Annotated in this window: 16 protein-coding genes; 5 read left to right on the forward strand and 11 right to left on the reverse strand. The window is 37.6% G+C overall.

Going from position 1 to position 18,124, the window contains the following annotated elements:
* Positions 1-27 precede the first annotated feature (27 nt).
* From ACO052_RS17310 to tgt, 10 genes are all read right to left on the reverse strand, one after another.
* A complete protein-coding gene (locus ACO052_RS17310) occupies positions 28-1,101 on the reverse strand; it encodes an adenylate/guanylate cyclase domain-containing protein (RefSeq protein ID WP_422105043.1) in 1,074 nt (357 codons plus the stop codon).
* Between the two features lie 11 nt (positions 1,102-1,112).
* Positions 1,113-2,297, reverse strand: coding sequence for an asparagine synthetase B (locus ACO052_RS17315; protein WP_422108080.1), 1,185 nt, complete (start codon positions 2,295-2,297; stop codon positions 1,113-1,115).
* Positions 2,298-2,607: 310 nt separating this feature from the next.
* Positions 2,608-3,333: a sulfotransferase family protein gene (locus tag ACO052_RS17320; protein WP_422105044.1), complete on the reverse strand. Its 726-nt coding sequence runs from the start codon at positions 3,331-3,333 to the stop codon at positions 2,608-2,610.
* On the reverse strand, positions 3,326-4,243 hold the full coding sequence (locus ACO052_RS17325) for an aminotransferase class IV (protein WP_422105045.1): 918 nt from the start codon (positions 4,241-4,243) through the stop codon (positions 3,326-3,328). Before ACO052_RS17325 ends, ACO052_RS17320 begins: the two co-directional genes overlap by 8 nt.
* A gap of 218 nt (positions 4,244-4,461) precedes the next feature.
* Positions 4,462-5,502: an AI-2E family transporter gene (locus ACO052_RS17330; RefSeq protein ID WP_422105046.1), complete on the reverse strand. Its 1,041-nt coding sequence runs from the start codon at positions 5,500-5,502 to the stop codon at positions 4,462-4,464.
* Positions 5,503-5,574: 72 nt separating this feature from the next.
* The gene (gene dnaB / locus ACO052_RS17335) at positions 5,575-7,107 is read right to left on the reverse strand and encodes a replicative DNA helicase (protein WP_422105047.1); all 1,533 of its coding nucleotides are present in this window, start codon (positions 7,105-7,107) and stop codon (positions 5,575-5,577) included.
* 168 nt (positions 7,108-7,275) lie between these two features.
* A complete protein-coding gene (locus ACO052_RS17340) occupies positions 7,276-8,229 on the reverse strand; it encodes an acetyl-CoA carboxylase carboxyltransferase subunit alpha (RefSeq protein WP_422105048.1) in 954 nt (317 codons plus the stop codon).
* A 138-nt stretch (positions 8,230-8,367) separates the two neighbouring features.
* The gene (locus tag ACO052_RS17345) at positions 8,368-9,276 is read right to left on the reverse strand and encodes a DMT family transporter (RefSeq protein WP_422105049.1); all 909 of its coding nucleotides are present in this window, start codon (positions 9,274-9,276) and stop codon (positions 8,368-8,370) included.
* The gene (locus ACO052_RS17350; RefSeq protein ID WP_422105050.1) at positions 9,263-10,339 is read right to left on the reverse strand and encodes an LptF/LptG family permease; all 1,077 of its coding nucleotides are present in this window, start codon (positions 10,337-10,339) and stop codon (positions 9,263-9,265) included. Before ACO052_RS17350 ends, ACO052_RS17345 begins: the two co-directional genes overlap by 14 nt.
* Before the next feature lie 3 nt (positions 10,340-10,342).
* Entirely contained in the window at positions 10,343-11,473 is a 1,131-nt protein-coding gene (tgt, locus tag ACO052_RS17355) for a tRNA guanosine(34) transglycosylase Tgt (protein WP_422105051.1), read from the reverse strand.
* A gap of 165 nt (positions 11,474-11,638) precedes the next feature.
* Between tgt and ACO052_RS17360 the strand changes: the two genes are divergently transcribed.
* From ACO052_RS17360 to ACO052_RS17380, 5 genes are all read left to right on the forward strand, one after another.
* Positions 11,639-12,484 carry a transketolase gene (locus ACO052_RS17360; RefSeq protein ID WP_422105052.1) on the forward strand — a complete coding sequence of 282 codons (846 nt, stop codon included), beginning with the start codon at positions 11,639-11,641 and terminating at the stop codon, positions 12,482-12,484.
* 19 nt (positions 12,485-12,503) lie between these two features.
* A complete protein-coding gene (locus tag ACO052_RS17365) occupies positions 12,504-13,463 on the forward strand; it encodes a transketolase family protein (protein ID WP_422105053.1) in 960 nt (319 codons plus the stop codon).
* A gap of 22 nt (positions 13,464-13,485) precedes the next feature.
* The gene (locus tag ACO052_RS17370) at positions 13,486-14,124 is read left to right on the forward strand and encodes an outer membrane beta-barrel protein (protein WP_422105054.1); all 639 of its coding nucleotides are present in this window, start codon (positions 13,486-13,488) and stop codon (positions 14,122-14,124) included.
* Between the two features lie 181 nt (positions 14,125-14,305).
* Positions 14,306-14,905, forward strand: coding sequence for an outer membrane beta-barrel protein (locus tag ACO052_RS17375; RefSeq protein ID WP_422105055.1), 600 nt, complete (start codon positions 14,306-14,308; stop codon positions 14,903-14,905).
* A 194-nt stretch (positions 14,906-15,099) separates the two neighbouring features.
* Positions 15,100-16,752: a thrombospondin type 3 repeat-containing protein gene (locus ACO052_RS17380; RefSeq protein WP_422105056.1), complete on the forward strand. Its 1,653-nt coding sequence runs from the start codon at positions 15,100-15,102 to the stop codon at positions 16,750-16,752.
* Positions 16,753-16,961: 209 nt separating this feature from the next.
* On the opposite strand, the gene ACO052_RS17385 is transcribed toward ACO052_RS17380, so the two are convergent.
* The gene (locus ACO052_RS17385) at positions 16,962-18,011 is read right to left on the reverse strand and encodes a hypothetical protein (RefSeq protein WP_422105057.1); all 1,050 of its coding nucleotides are present in this window, start codon (positions 18,009-18,011) and stop codon (positions 16,962-16,964) included.
* Positions 18,012-18,124: the final 113 nt, after the last annotated feature.

Genomic DNA, 18,124 nt, shown 5'->3' on the forward strand with positions numbered 1-18,124 from the left:
TCTAAAGTGTTTTCAGTTTATTGTAAATCAGTTTGAAACTCCAAACACCTCTACGGACTTTTCTTTGCCTTTTAGCTTTAAGACCCCCATTGAATCTATAGTAAATTGCTCCTTAAACTTGATGTTTTTCAGTGTGGTTTCGGATACTAAAAGTGATGCATTATAGGTGTTACAAAGGCTCTGAATTCTTGAGGCTGTATTAATGACGTCTCCGTGGTAAGCAATTTCCTTTTTTAAGGTACCGACTTCTGCAATCATGAGCTTACCAAAATGGATACCTGCCTTAAAAATAGGTTCGAAACCAAAATTGGATGTATAGTAGTGATGGCGTTTTTTTAATTGTTCCGTGAATCCAAAAAACAGACGAATACAGTTGTTCTTTTTAAAGCCTTTGTTTGTGGCCCAAGTTACCACAGCTTCGTCACCCACATACTGGTATACCTCAGCATCATATCTGCTCAAAACTCTATTTAAATCCTTAAAGCAATCCTGAATGAACCTGCTGTATTTAATATGACCCAATTTTTCTGCTATTTTGGTAGAATCCTTCAAATCCAAAAACATCAATATCCGTTCTTCTTCTCTCGGTTTTCTATACTTTCCCAAGAGCGTATTTAAGAACATGCCTCTACCAAATTTGTCATTTGCAATTCTTATAAGAGAAAACACAATGGACGCCGTCACAAAATAAACTACCGTAGTCCAAAAAAATGCATTTGTATGCCACCAACCTCTCTCATTAGGTAGATCAATATCTATTTGTTCTTCAATTTTAAAAGATAGCAAACTCAACACCACAATTATCAGTATTAGATAAATTAGCGACTTTGAGACCAAGCCCACTCCAAGAATAAGCTTCTTACTTAAAAATTCATCAAACAAGAATTCGATAATCGCATAACACACGCCTAATAAGAGTCCGAGTATAATGCCATAATTATAAAATGATGTTATAGGTATGCCTAAATCTTCATCTGTATATATAGCTAATTCCTGTATTATGCCATTGTATCTAATGGCAAAGAATAACGCAAACGCTACAAGCCAATAGATCACCGAAGAAAAGAACAATTGAAGAAACGATCGTAGTCTACTACTCATCAATACCGTTTTTAAGTCTTCTGCTTCTTCTTTTTAGCAGCTGGGAATAAAACATTATTTAAGATTAAACGGTATCCTGGGGAGGTGGGATGCAGGTCTAATTCGGTTTTAGGGTCTCCTACCCTATGTGTGTAATCTTCAGGGTCATGACCGCCATAAAATGTAAAAAAACCCTTGCCTTTAATGCCATGAATATACTTGGCCTCACCATTAGTTCTATTTTCACCCATGACCAAAACATTAGATTTTATCTGAGCTCTTGTAAACGATGTGGTTTGGCCCATAAAACCTTTCACTAAAGATGTGTGGTTTTGGGTTAACATCGTTGGTATGGGATCCCACTTCGCCGAATATTCCATAAGTGAAAAATAATCCGTCTTAAAAGGGATCTGGCGTTTTTGTGTCATATCAATTGATGAGAACTCATAAACATTGGGACTTCTTTCCAAGGTATAATCCTTAAAAGCGAATGTTCTAGAATAATCAATCTTGTTTTGATAGCCTGGGTCACTACCATCACCATCAAACATAGGCTCGCATATATCGACACCTTCAGCCGATAAGGCAATATCAAAACTATCCGTCGCCGAGCACATGGCAAACATAAAGCCTCCACCTACGACATAATCCCTAATTTTTAGGGCAACATCCAACTTGGCATCAGACACCTTACTATAGCCCAACTTTTTCGCCAAGGCCTCGGCAGCCTTCTTTTCTTCTATATACCATGCGGCGGAACGGTAACTTCTATAAAATTTACCATACTGTCCGGTAAAATCTTCATGATGCAAATGCAACCAATCGTATAATAAGAGTTCATCTTTTAAAACTTCTTCGTCGTAAACCGTTTCATAAGGAATTTCGGCATAGGTCAACACCATAGTCACTGCATCGTCCCAAGGCTGTTTTCCATAAGGTGTATATACGGCTATCTTCGGTGCTTTTTCTAAAACCACAGCCTCCTGGTTAACGGCTGGGCTACTAATGTCTTCAAGAATTTGAGCTGCTTCAGCATCTGAAATGACTTCAAAGGAGACGCCTCGTATCTGGCATTCGCGCTGTATGATCTCTGCATCTGGCAATAAGAATGATCCACCTCTATAATTGAGCAGCCACTTCACCTTTAGCTCCCGCTCTAGCGTCCAATAGGTGACACCATAGGCTTTTAGATGGTTCTTTTGTGACTCCGCATCCATAGGAATGAGAATATAAGACGCATAAGCATTCGCGCTTAAGCAAATAGCAAATATGATAAGGGCAATTCTTTTCAACATCATGAATTTATACCAGCTTAACAACGAATTATTGCATTCAAACTTGTTCATTTTATGTTCTATTTTCTTGTTCATAGATTTCCGTAGCTAATGCTATGCAAATCAATCACAGCGTCATATAACGCAAAAGCAACTTCGTTTTCGGTACAAAAATTCATTATTAAACTGGTATTATAACGAAATATACTCAAAATTTAGTCTGCATAGACATAAATTATAATTCTTTTAAGAGCTATAGCGCATATTCGAGCAGCTTGTCGTAATGCGGCTGACAGGTTTTAAGAAGCTTATTAAGATGCTCCGGAAAAGGGGCTTCTTTTGGCTGATACTTTAAGAATCCACTGGATTTATGCACATTGGCATACCAATATTTAGCCCAAATACCGTCTTCCTCACGTTGTTGTGGCTCCCAGGACAACATGCCTTCATCAAAAGGTATGCTTGCAAAATCACACAATTTGATTAAGCGCTGCTTGGGATCCTCTAAAACCCGCTTAGCATCTAAAACAGTAAAGGGGATACTGTGTTTTTTAAAATAATCGATTAATTCAACATGAAGCGCATAGCCAACATCTTCTAGTGTCGGGTTTTGAATGACCTTATCGAAAGAAGGCAGCATATCTTCGGGATCTCTTGTTAGAATCACATTAATGGTGTCCTTCATAAAATCCCGATTTAAACCTAACAAGTGATGTGTCATATGCTTAAAAAATAGTACTGGTTTTTCACTATTGGAAAGCATCATATCCACTACGTTTTGACCATCATTCTCCATGGTCCTTAAAATATCTTGTGCGCCGGGATGATAGCTATGGGCTTGGGGATGATGTTTTAAATAAAAGGCGTATAAGGGTTCATCAAAGACTTTAGTGTCTTTACGTTGGGCAAAAGCATACATTAAAGCTGTAGAAATATTCCGTGGCCCAGACCACAAGCAAATGCGTTTTATGTTATCCATGATTTACTGATTCTAAAATTAATTCCTCATATAGTTGACTTAGCTTTTTGGTCATTGTACCAAATTCACCCTTACCTATAATTCGCCCATCTATTTTGGTGACTGGTGTTAGCCCACCAAATGTGCCGGTGACAAAGGCTTCATCAGCTCCATAAACATCAAATAGCGAAAAGTCTTTTTCTAAACAGACGATATCCTGAGCCTTGCAGACCTCAATAACTTTAGCTCTGGTAATACCATTCATACAATATTTACTCGTCGATGTCCATACCTCATTACCTTTCACAATAAAGAAGTTTGTGGCATTACAGGTGGCTACAAAACCATTGACATCCAACATTAGAGCTTCATCGGCTCCTGCTTCTATGGCTTGAATTAAGGCCTGTACCTCGTGCAGTTTACTATGACAATTGAGCCTTGGATCTAAATAGTCTGGCGATCCTCTTCGAATCGTACTGGTGAATAGTGTGATTCCTTTGTCCTTCGATGCTTCAGACGCGGTTTTGTATTCCGGAATGATGACCACATTAGGTCCAGAAATGGTCAATCTTGGATCTTGGGATGGCGTCTTTTTAATACCTCTTGTCACCATAATACGAACATGAACACCATCGTTCATTTGATTGGCCTTAAGGGTGTTCCAAACTTTGGCTGTTAATTCGTCTTTAGTAAAAGGCAAGTTCATACCTACCGTTTTAGCGGATTGCCATAAACGCTCGAGGTGGTCTTCTAAAAAGACTAAGACGCCATGATGTAGTCGCAAGGCTTCCCAAACACCGTCACCTACTAAATAACCGCTATCAAAAACCGATATTTTAGCTTCACTTCTGGGGAACAATTCATCATTAATTGCTATTAGAATATCATTATTTCTTGAATCCTCTACTGCATTATGCGTACCGTGAACCATACCAAAAATTTTAAGCAGAAAGATACATTAAATAATGTGAATAAAAGCTTGAAACCTGCTAATGAGATATCTCGTCGCTCTCCCAATCGCAATAGTATTCTGGACTATCGGAATTGGGAGAGCTCTGTCGATATAACAAAGCCTTACTTTTATTAGTATAACTAGGCTTCGTTTGAAGACATCTAAATCGAACTCAAGTCAATTAGAACGAAAGATTTTTAAAGCTTCTCAATTTGGGTTTCACTACCAGACAATAAGCTGGCAATAACCTTGGTACTGGGAAATTGTTCTAAAATTATTTTTATAAATACCGTAATGGGAATGGCCATGATAAGTCCTGGAATACCCCAGAGGAAGCCCCAAAACATGAGCATAACTAACACTGCAATGATGTTTATAGAGAAGGATTTACCCATAAATATAGGTTCTAAAATCGCGCCAAAAACCACTTGTACTAGTGTTATGGAAAGCATAAAGAATAAGAGTGTACTTGAAGGATCTAGCTCCACAAAGGCAAAAATGGACAGTAAGATGACCGATACAAAAGAGCCTACCATTTGCACAAAATTAATGGCGAAGGCGAATAAGCCCCAAAATATGGGGAAGCTCACATCAAAGAATACACACATTAAGCCTGTAAACAACCCTGTTAAAGCACTGACCAAAAACTTGACCTTAATGAACTTTATAAGGTCTTTTTCTATTTTCATAAATGCTTTTATGGACGTGTGTTTTTGCTTTAAAATGGTATTATTCAAAAGCTTGTGCACGTTGATGGATTCTGCCAACCACAACACCACAAAAAAGGCAGTCATTAAAAGCATGGTTATAAATTTACGTAGAAACCCTATAGTGGTGCCCAGATTCTCCTTTTCAAAAAACTGTGTGAGTAGATTTGTATCTTGCTCAATTTCAATACCAAAACTATCGGATAAATAAAGTTTTAGGTCCGTTAATTTAGATTCAGCCTTTGGAAGGAACTCTGACTTTGTAGCTAAAATTTCCTTACTGGATAACTGAATCAATTCTATCCCTAGTTTAAGACCGCCAGCGACGAGCAAAAGCACAATGATGATGCTAATATACTTGGGTACGTTTCTTCTCCCTAACCAACGCATTAACGGTAGAAATAATAGGGCGATAAACATCGAAAATATGAGTGGAATAAATATAAAAGATAGAATCTTAAGTATATAAAACACTATAGGAATAGCGATAATCAGCAACAAAATATTGGTCGTACGTCTTTGGTCTAACATGAGGCAACAATCTTTGCAATAGCGAACGGTAAAGATACGCCAAAAAAGAGGTCCAAAACCTATAAATTGCTGTTAAAAAGGAACCCCATCATCTTCTGGTGCACCAAAGGCATCAGATAGGTCTGGGAAACTATCGGGTTTAAAGGTGTCGTCATTCGCCGCCGCATTCATCTTGGAATGGAATTCACCAAAGGGCGTGTCGAAATCATCCAAATTATCGAACTTACCAAGGTGACCGATAAACTTCAGTCTAATGTTTTCCAATCCACCATTTCTGTGCTTAGCCACAATAAACTCAGCCTGACCTTCTGTGGGTGAACGCTCTTCATCGTCCCATTCATCAATCTTATAGTATTCTGGCCTGTAGATAAAGGATACAATATCCGCATCTTGTTCTATGGCACCAGACTCACGTAAATCGGATAATAAAGGACGTTTACTTCCTCCACGGGTTTCCACGGCACGCGACAACTGTGATAGTGCTATGACCGGGACATTGAGTTCTTTAGCCAAGGCTTTAAGGTTACGCGAAATCGTCGATATTTCTTGCTCCCTGTTGCCTCCTTTTTGACTACCGCCTGCGGTCATTAACTGCAAATAGTCAATCACTATAAGCCTAATACCGTACTGTGATGCCAAACGACGGGCTTTTGCTCTTAAATCGAAAATGGAGAGCGATGGTGTATCGTCGATAAACAAAGGCGCTTTTTCTAAGGTCTTTACTTTAACGTTGAGCTGCTCCCACTCGTGCTTCTCTAACTTCCCAGTTCTCAATTTTTCGGATGACAAACTGGTTTCACTAGAAATTAAACGGGTGATTAACTGCACGGAAGACATTTCCAATGAAAAGAAGGCCACGGGGATTTGACTATTCACCGCTATATTTCTAGCCATGGTTAGCGTTAATGCCGTTTTACCCATACCAGGACGTGCGGCTACAATAATCAAATCTGAGGGCTGCCAACCCGAAGTTAATTTATCGAGTTTATCAAACCCCGAAGGAATACCACTCAACCCTTCTTTGTTTGAAATCTCTTCGATCTTCTTTTTCGCTTGGATGACCAAACTCTGGGCCGTTTCGGTAGACTTCTTTACGTTGCCTTGTGTCACCTCATACAGCTTAGCTTCTGCATTATCTAAAAGATCGAAAACGTCCTTGGTTTCGTCATAAGCTTCTTCAATAATTTCGTTAGAAATCTTAATCAAACTACGTTGAATATATTTTTGAAGTATGATACGTGCATGAAACTCAATATGTGCAGAAGACGATACGCGTTGGGTCAAAGAAATGAGGTAAAAATCACCGCCGATGACATCGAGCTTTTCGTCTTTCTTTAATTGGCTAGAAACCGTTAATAAGTCTACGGGTTCGCTATTTTCAAATAATTTGAAAATAGCCTCAAAGATGTGTTTGTGCTTTTCTAAGTAAAAGGCATCGGGACTCAAAATATCAATGACCTCGTCTACACCCTTCTTATCGATCATCATGGCACCCAACACAACTTCCTCTAAATCAATGGCTTGTGGAGGGATTTTTCCTTTTTCTAAACTAATAAGTGTGCTTTTATCGACTTTATAGCCTTGTACTGGATTAGGTTGTTTCATAAGTCACAAAGGTAACTAAATACTATCGACGAACTGTAGCTTGGTCATTTTCAATCTCAACAGGTCGTTAACAATCTAACTGTTAATAACTTAAATATATTGTTAATAATCACAAAAAAAACCGAAGTCAAAACTTCAGTTTTTTAAGTTCGCTCATTTCTAGTGGATTTAGTCTTTATAGACACCCATATTATCGTATTTCTCCATACGCTGATTGACCAAATCTGTTGGTGATAAGTTTTTTAATTCTTCATAAGATTTTACGATAGCATCTCTTACGGCTAAAAATGTTTTTTCTCTATCGGTATGTGCTCCACCTAGTGGTTCTTTAACGATTTGGTCGACCAATTTCATGCGCTTCATGTCCTTGGCCGTTAATTTTAAAGCTTCTGCAGCTTGCTCCTTATATTCCCAGCTTCTCCATAATATCGAAGAACAGGATTCTGGTGAGATTACTGAATACCAGGTATTCTCCAACATCAATACCTTATCACCTACACCTATTCCCAAAGCTCCTCCTGACGCGCCTTCGCCAATAATGACTGTGATAATTGGCACTTTTAGACGTGTCATCTCTAAAATATTTCTAGCAATGGCTTCTCCTTGCCCTCGTTCTTCGGCCTCTAACCCTGGATAAGCCCCAGGAGTGTCGATTAAAGTTACTACCGGAATTCCGAATTTCTCAGCGGACTTCATTAATCGCAGTGCTTTACGATAACCTTCGGGATTAGACATTCCAAAATTACGGTACTGTCTGGTCTTGGTGTTATAGCCTTTCTGCTGACCGATGAACATATAGGTTTGGTCTCCTATTTTTCCCAATCCGCCAATCATGGCCTTATCGTCCTTCACATTTCTATCCCCGTGCAATTCTAAAAAAGAATCACCACAAAGGGCTTGGATATGATCTAAGGTATAAGGTCTATTAGGATGGCGCGATAACTGTACACGTTGCCAAGCTGTCAGATTTTTATAGATTTCCTTTTTTGTTTCGGCTAGTTTTTTTTCGATCTGCTTACAGGTTTCCGTAACATCCACATCGCTTTCTTCACCAATGATTTGGCACTTTTCAAGCTGTTCTTCCAGTTCTTTTATGGGTAATTCAAACTCTAAATATTCCATACAATTTGAAATCAATATTTTAGTTAGTTAAGTTTACAAAACTACGTATTCTTATTTACTTGTTATAAAAAAATAACTATAAAGTGGGTTCTCTTAGTCCTTATCGGGGCAATAGAACTTTGCGAAGTAACTATAAGCTTAGTTGGTAATACTCGGACTTTTGTGCTTTCGTCTTTTATTGTTTTTTAATAGGGCATCCATAACGACGGTTAATATGATCAAACCCGCTCCAATATAAAATTGTGACGACATTTTTTCTGATTCTGGAAAAATCATTAAGGCTAATATGATGCCATAAATCGGTTCTAAATTATAGCTAAGAATCACAGTAAACGGACTGATATATCGCATCACTTCTACCGCTCCTATAAATGCATAGGCCGTACATACAGACGCCAAAATAAATATGTAGACCCAATCCATTTTTGAAAGGGTAAAAAATTCGGCATTAAATTGAATCCCTGAAGCGTAAATAAACAGACTTAGAAATATGACACCACTGATAAACTCGTAAAACGAAATAACGGTAGCATTATAGCGTTCTATGAATTTACCATTAATAACGGCAAATAATGTTGAAAATAGGGCTGATAAAAGTCCCAAAATGATTCCGTTTAAATACTTAAGTTCACTACTGGTAATTAAAAAGACCCCTGCAATAACAATAAGACCAAATAAAATCTCATAGATTAAAATGCGCCGTTTAAAAAAAATGGGCTCTATAAACGAGGCAAAAAATGCGCCCGAAGAAAACATAGCCAAGGCTATGGAAACGTTCGATTGCTTAATGGATTCAAAAAAGGTGATCCAGTGCAAGGCGATAATCACACCAGCTATCGAAAATTGTAAAATGGCTTTCTTCGGGACTTTTATTTTAAGTCGCACTATTTTAATGTAAAAGAGCATAAGGACAGCTGCAATAGCCATACGGTACCATACAATTTCACTGGCACCAATGGTGATCTTTTTTCCTAAAATTGCTGTAAAGCCAGCAATAAAAACTAGAAAGTGTAAATGAAGATAATCCTTTAGTCTAGCGTTTGGCATTCTGCAGAAGGTATACTGCTAAAATACCAAATAATACATTAGGGAGCCATACGGCAACCTCAGGTGAGAAATTAGCTTGCCTTGCCATGACACCAAAGATCTTATCGAAAAAGACATAAATCATGGCAATGATAATCCCAAATGCCAGATTTACACCCATACCGCCTCTGCGTTTCACTGAGGACACCGCAACAGCGATAATGGTTAAAATATAGATAGATACTGGCAAGCTCCACTTTTTTAATTTAACTACCTCGTACATTCCAATATTTGAAGAACCCCTGCGCTTTTCTGATTCTATAAAATCGAGAAGTTCGCCATAGGATTTTGTTTCGGCCGCATATTCAACGGGTGATAAATCTTCAAGTTCAAAAGGAAAGTCCATCTGTTTTCTCCGCTCTGTCTCAACGGTTTCAACACCGTTTTCAAAAGTGCGTTTTACATAACCCGTCAATCTGTAACTGCTATCCGCTTCAATGAACCTGATATTACCCGCAAATATTTTATACTTTAATTCGTTGCCTTCAAAATGCTCATAAGTAAAGTTTCTACCGAATTTCTGAGTCGGAGAAAAACTACTGACATAGATGTAGTCATTATCATTTATTTGTCGATACACATCTATGGTCTTTTGAATTTTTTTATTCTTTTTAAGGTATGTAAACTTAAACTCATTGAACCCTTGGCTGGCAAGAGGCGCCAAGTACATTCCTAAAAACAAAGAGAATCCGGCAACAATAGTCGCACCTATGAGGTAAGGCCTTAAGAATCTTGAAAAGGATACGCCTGAACTTAAAAAAGCCACAATTTCTGTATTATTGGCCAATTTTGATGTAAACCAGATCACGGATAAGAATAAGAATAAAGCAAATAAAATGTTGGCAAAGTAAACCGTGAAGTTCAAATAATAAATAGCTGTCTCATTGAAAGGCGCTTTATTCTCTATGATGGCTCCTACTTTTTCTGCTAAATCTACCATGATGCCGATAGGGATAAATAGCAGTAACATCATTAAAAAAGTAAACAGATAACGTTTTAATATGTACCAGTCTAAAATCTTCATCTATTACAATCGATTATCCATTTGTTTTACCATTTTTTCTTTCCAAACCTTGAAATCCCCATTTATGATGCGTTGTCTTGCTTCGCGAACTAACCACAAATAAAACCCTAAATTATGGATGGTGGCTATTTGTTTGCCCAGTAACTCATTGACCGTAAATAAATGCTTCAAATAGGCTTTCGAATAATCCGTATCCACAAAGGTTATTCCCATCTCATCTATGGGCGAAAAATCATCGGCCCATTTTTTGTTTTTAATATTGATGGTGCCATGAGCTGTAAATAACATCCCATTTCTAGCATTACGTGTAGGCATCACACAGTCGAACATATCTACACCTAACGCAATATTCTCTAAGATATTGATTGGCGTACCAACTCCCATGAGGTAACGCGGCTTATCTTCGGGTAAAATGTCACATACAATATCCGTCATGGCGTACATTTCCTCAGCGGGTTCACCAACGGATAAACCACCAATGGCATTGCCTTGGGCGCCTACATTGGCAATATATTCTGCAGATTGCTGTCTTAAATCCTTATAGGTACTTCCTTGAACAATTGGAAAGAAGGTTTGCTCATAACCGTATTTGAAAGGTGTCTTTTGTAAATGCGTTAAACAACGTTCTAACCAACGATGCGTCATGTGCATGGATCGCTTGGCATAATTATAATCGCAAGGATAGGGTGTACATTCGTCAAAAGCCATTATGATATCTGCTCCGATGCTACGTTGCACTTCCATCACATTTTCTGGGGTAAACACATGATAGCTCCCATCGATATGCGATCTAAACTTTACCCCTTCCTCCTTAATCTTTCTATTGGCCGACAAAGAATACACCTGATAGCCGCCGGAATCGGTTAAAATATTGCGATCCCAATTCATAAACTTGTGTAATCCTCCCGCTTGTTCCAAAATTGGTATTTGCGGCCTTAAATATAAATGGTAGGTATTACCAAGAATGATGTCTGGATTAATGTCATTTTTTAACTCACGTTGGTGTACCCCTTTAACCGTTGCTACGGTTCCTACAGGCATAAAAATCGGAGTTTCGATAACTCCGTGATCCGTTGTAATAACTCCAGCTCTAGCTTTGGTTTCCTTATCTTTTGCTAAGCGTTTAAATTCCATAAAACGATGTCTGCTGGCAAATATAAATAACTCTTAAACATTCGTGTCTTAATTAAATTCAAAATTGTTAGCAAATCACAAAAATCGTTGATAAGTGCATAGTACACACTTTTGCAAGAGGCCTATAAAAGATTATTTTTGTGCATTAAATTTAAGCCATATTTTATGCCAAATATTCAACAATTAGAAGCTTTAACGACTCAGGTACGTAGAGACATTTTAAGAATGGTTCATAAGGTCAATTCTGGACATCCTGGTGGTTCGCTCGGCTGTGCAGAATTCTTCGTTTCATTATATAATGACATCATGGATACCAATGATGGTTTTGATATGGACGGTATAGGTGAAGACATTTTCTTCCTATCTAATGGTCATATTTCACCGGTCTACTATAGCGTTTTAGCGCGCTCAGGCTATTTTCCAATTGATGAACTCAATACATTTAGATTAATAGATTCGCGTTTGCAAGGTCATCCTACTACACACGAAGGTTTACCAGGTGTCCGTATAGCCTCTGGGTCTTTAGGACAAGGCATGTCGGTAGCAATCGGTGCCGCCCAAACCAAAACGTTGAATAAGGATAACCATTTGGTTTACAGTTTACACGGTGATGGCGAATTACAGGAAGGTCAAAATTGGGAGGCGATTATGTATGCTGCTGGAAATAAGATAGACAACCTCATCGCCACTGTGGATTTAAACGGTCAGCAAATTGACGGTTCTACCGATAGTGTATTACCTATGGGTAATTTAAAGGCTAAATTTGAAGCTTTTGGCTGGACCGTTGTTGAAATTGAAGAAGGCAATGACATTGCATCTGTTATTAAAGGTATGGGCGAAGCTAAAGCATTAACAGGCAAAGGTAAACCGGTTTGTGTTTTGCTAAAAACCGTGATGGGTCATGGCGTCGATTTTATGATGCATACCCATGCTTGGCATGGTAAAGCACCTAATGATGAGCAACTAGAAATTGGCTTGGCTCAAAACGCTGAAACTTTAGGAGACTACTAATCATCAACCAAAACACAACATGAAAACATATACGAATACAGGTAATAAAGATACACGCTCAGGTTTTGGAGCGGGCTTAACGGAACTTGGAAAAACTAACGAAAATGTCGTTGCACTCTGTGCAGATTTAACGGGTTCCTTAAAGATGGACGACTTTAAGGCCAACCATCCTGATCGCTTTTTTCAGGTGGGTATCGCCGAAGCCAATATGATTGGTATCGCTGCTGGGATGACGATTGGTGGCAAGATTCCTTTTACAGGGACCTTTGCTAATTTCTCAACGGGACGCGTGTACGATCAAATCCGTCAAAGTGTGGCCTATTCAGATAAAAACGTAAAAATTTGTGCTTCACATGCAGGTGTAACACTTGGCGAAGATGGGGCCACCCACCAGATTCTAGAGGATATTGGACTCATGAAGATGTTACCGGGAATGACGGTGATCAATACTTGTGATTTTAATCAAACCAAAGCGGCAACATTGGCTATTGCTGAGCACCATGGTCCTGTATATTTAAGGTTTGGACGTCCTAAAGTCCCTAATTTTACTCCTGAAGATCAAACCTTCGAGATCGGTAAAGCAGTTCACCTTCAGGAAGGACATGATGTCACCATCGTTGCGACAGGTCATTTGGTTTGGGAAGCTTTGGAAGCAGCTAAAGCCTTAAACGAAGACGGAATAAGTGCCGAAGTGATTAATATACATACTATAAAACCTCTGGATGATCAAGCCATTTTAGATTCTGTCTCTAAAACGGGCTGTATCGTCACAGCAGAAGAACATAACTTTTTAGGCGGTCTTGGTGAAAGCGTATCACGGGTTTTGGCCAAGCATCGACCAACACCTCAAGAGTTTGTGGCCACCAACGATACCTTTGGTGAATCAGGGACTCCTGCCCAGCTTATGAACAAATACGGTCTAAACAGCAATGCCATAGTAAAAGCAGCTCAAAAGGTTTTAAAAAGAAAAACGATATAATCCCATCTACTTAAATTTCAGCATGAACAAAACACTAAGTATGCTGCTCATTGCGGCTTCAACCCTATTTATCGGTGCACAGTCTGGTAGTGGTATCGGTATTAAAGGTGGTATTAATTTTGGAAGTACCGGTGACTTAACTAGTGACGTCTTCAATGGTTTTAACAATATCAGTATATCGCAGGGTACTAATTTAGAATTTGGATATCACATTGGGGTCTTTGGTAAGCTGAATTTTGGCGGTAAATTTTATGTACGACCTGAAGTGGTGTTTACAAAAAGACAAAATGAATATGACATCATAGGCGCTGATGAACAAGAGCAACTGAATATCTCAAGTCTTGATGTTCCCATATTGTTAGGGATTAAAGTGATAGGCCCGGTAAGTTTTTTTATTGGTCCCTCTTTTCATTACATTCTTGATAAAAGCATCGATAGTCCAGGGGACTTTAATATTCTGGATATTGAAAATGACCTTATGCTTGGCATCAACACCGGAATTGCTGTTAATATTCAGAAATTTGGAATAGATTTAAGATATGAACGAACTTTTGGCGAAAATTTAATGCGCTTTCAAAGCGATTTAAATCAATCATTTTTTGCCGCTATAGACACCAGAGCAGAACAAATTATTTTAAGTATTTCCTATAAACTTTTATAAACCAAACTATCAACTTCTCATCTAAGTTTTGATTGGGCAAATTTAAAATCAGAAGTTCTAGAACCTCTGAAAACGCCCAAAACATATAGACCTAAACCGTCTACAAAGCCAAATCTTAAAAGACTAAAATAGGTTTGGCAGCGTTTTTGATATTAGATATCTAATCTTAAAAACGAACATTATGAAAAATTTGAAAAAAGCAGCATTCCTCGCTGCAGCTTTTGCTTTAATTGGACTAACCGTAAATGCCCAAAAAGGAAGTGCCTTTGGTTTTAAAGGTGGATTAAACTACAGTGCCAACGGCGATTATTTTCAATCCATTGGTGATAATGCCCGAAATCCAGACCGGAATATTGGTTATCATATAGGGCTTTTCGGTAAAATCGGTGACCAATTATACTTTAGACCAGAATTAGTCTATACGGCTACTAAAAGTGATTACGACAATAATGATTTCAATGTTAAGAAAATCGATGCTCCGCTTTTAGTTGGTTTAAGGGTATTAGGTCCCATTAGTGTTTTTGGAGGGCCTTCATTGCAATATATCCTCGACACCGAATTCGATGGTATTGATATCGATAATGTCGAAGATGATTTCTCTGTCGGACTCAATTTTGGTATTGCGTTAAGCCTTAATAAGATTGGTATCGATCTGCGATACGAAAGAGGCTTTAGTAATAATGAAGCCACATTTATCAATAATAATTTTGGTGAAGGCGTTGCCAGTCGAATAGATACCCGACCTGATCAATTGATACTGAGTTTGTCTATTGCACTTTAGAAAAAAATCAATAATAAAAAAAAGCCGCTGTTAGCGGCTTTTTTTGTAAGAATAATTTTAAGTATAATAACAATTTTATAAAGCAAAACAACTATATATCACTGATAAACAATTATATATTTAACAATATTATATGATGCTTTTTGTAATCTAATTCTTATTATTGAATAATAAAAATCTTAAAATCTAATTCAATGAAAAAAACTACTTTATTATTCTTGACATTATTCTTATTTTTCGAATTATCATTTACACAATGTTATGATCCATTTGAAAATTGGAGTAATACTCATGTCGCTTCTGGTATTGATCTCACTGGGGAAGATGGGCATACTTATCCACAATTAGGCAATTCTACTTTTACATGTGATAAATTTGTAAGTATTAGATTTTGGTTTAAACTAAATCCAGACGAGAATCCTTTAACTGAATTTATTAATTGGCAAGATATTTCACATTTCGAAATTGATTTTGGTTTTTTTGACACCTTAACAGGAGATTATGTAGAACATATAATTCATGTTTCGAAATCAGAGTTGGAATATACCAATACTGCTCATTCTGGTGAGGCAATGTACTATTTTCGTAATTTTTCGAACCCATTTATTACAAGCCTAAGTCAAAATGGAATTATTACAACTTTAAGCGTTAAAATTAGAGCTGCATTAACAAGTTACGGTATAATCGGTCCAACTTCTAATAATGCCCTTGTGAATGAAGATAGCAGTACATGCGGTACTTTTCAATTTCAAATTTGCGAACTTGCTCAAGATAGTGATCAAGATGGAATAATTGATAATCTTGACAATTGTCCATCTGTACCAAATACTGACCAAAATGACAATGACAGTGATGGCATAGGAAATTCATGTGATAATTGTATCAACTCATCAAATCCAGATCAAATTGATTCAGATAATGATGGTCTCGGGAATGCATGTGATAATGATGATGACAATGATGGTGTTTTGGATAACAATGATAACTGTCATGTAGATGTAAATCCTAACCAAGAAGATTCCGATACTGACGGTGTTGGTGATATATGTGATAATTGTCCTCAAACCGCAAATCCGAACCAAGAAGATTCTGATGGTAATGGTATCGGAGATGCGTGCCAGATTGATCCAGATTTAACAGTAAGTACGAATGATGTTTTAATCCTGAGTGATTGTTTAGATTGTCCTTTTATATTATCGGATTTAGACATAGATGAGAAGTATAAAATAACTCCTAATAGTAGTCTGACTATACAAAGTGCTATCATACAGAATATGACCAGTGCGGGAGCCCCAGCTTCTAAAGTTAAATATGCCATTTCGCCCGATTTATCAAGTAACGAACCAAGTGATGATTTTGACCTTCCTTATGAAACGTCTATTCCATCTATCCTTGGAAATTCGAGTTATACATTTTCTGAAGTAATATCTGGGGCAGATTTCCCTGCATTGACTTTTGGTAATTACAAAATAATTGTAAAAATAGATGCCGATAATAATGTCGAAGAAGGAACTGGAGAGGATAATAATAAAATTGTGATTCCAATTAAATGGACAAATTCTGTAAGTGGCAGATTTTATTTGAATTTGGGCGCAAATACTTTAGAGTTCGAAACTGATGATTTTCAGCAATCGTTTAACGGTACTATCAATCTCAAAATATATAGCTTAAACGGTTTGATCGGCATTGACGGAAATCAATCAACTAATACATCCAATAATAATCAACCACTAATTAATCAACAAATATCAGAAAATCAGACTATCGATATTTCATATTTGGCGGCAGGTACATATGCCATCCACATCAATGACGTTTATCTACAAAAATTCAATAAGAAACGTTAGTTGAAAGATAAATTAATCAAGGATTCGCTATAGAAAGAGAATCCTTTTTTTGTTTAATAAAACTGCATTAATTAGAGGAAGGTGTAATCAAGAAAGCAGATACCCTACCTAATCAACTGATACTAAGTCTATCTATTGCACTCTAAAAAAATTAATAATAAAAAAGCCGCTGATAGCGGCTTTTTTATATATCATAGCTATAGTACATGCTAACCTTCGCTTTCTTCTTCATTATAATTTTCCGAAACCGACTCGTCCAAATAATCTAGAATACCATTATTGTTGGTATCATCGGCTCTTACCGTATTAATTGTGATAATACCATCGACTTCCGTCCGACTCACTTCATATTCATTAGCTCCTAAAACCGGTTCTTCGTCACCCATAGTTGTATCTACAATATAGGTCGTCGCGACTAGTTCATCTCTGGTATTCACCCCATCATTATCATCATCCGCATCGATAAAATTTGCAAGTTGATCTTCATCGCTATCGTCATCTTCGACTTCTAAATTATTGTCTATATCCTCTATATATGATGGAATACCATCGCCGTCATGGTCTTCTTGCTCAAAACGGAGTAGTTCAAATTTAAATACCAGATTATCATAAGAGGTCCCTGTATTCGTCCCGGAATAAAAGCCAAGTCCAGAGGGCAAAAACATCACCCCAAGGCCATAATTATTATAATTCACAAAACCATTATCAATGGAAAAATCCGTAGCCGTATTAAAGGTTGGAATGACCAATTGCCAACCTCTAATGGCACCAATAGTAGTAAAAATGTTGCCTTGCAAATTTAATATTCGAGAGGAAGCCAATGAATCAAATACATCCCCAGTCGTCACCGAAATACCTTCATACCTTACAGACACCTGGTCTGTAAATCGAGGAGCCTCTCCTCCACCCTGATTTAAATTTAACACATAATACTCGTATTCCACATCAAAAAACGTGGTCGTTCTTGGATCGCCGACAGCATCAAGTAGTAAAGTATGCCCAGCAGGTACATCCTCTCCTGCTTCCAATTCGGTAATGATAATATCAGAATATTCATGATTGGTACCGGTTTCAAAAAAGCTCGAGTTGTAATAATGTGTACTGAGGTAGTCTATAAGCGAATCGCTATCAGCTGCCTGCTGCTCTGTTCGATCTCTTTCTTGAACAACAATTGACGGTCCATCATCATCTCCACAGGAAATCAATGTGACTACGATTGTCAACGAAAAAAACGCTACTATGAAGGATTTTAGTTTCATATATTTTGGGTTTGATGCCTAGGATTCACCACAAATCCCAAACAAAGTTCATTATTGCTTAATTATAATGGCGCAAGATACATTAAATTAATATTTTTATACCATAAGGTTAA

This window comes from Winogradskyella sp., from assembly GCF_965228925.1.
Classification (GTDB): domain Bacteria; phylum Bacteroidota; class Bacteroidia; order Flavobacteriales; family Flavobacteriaceae; genus Winogradskyella.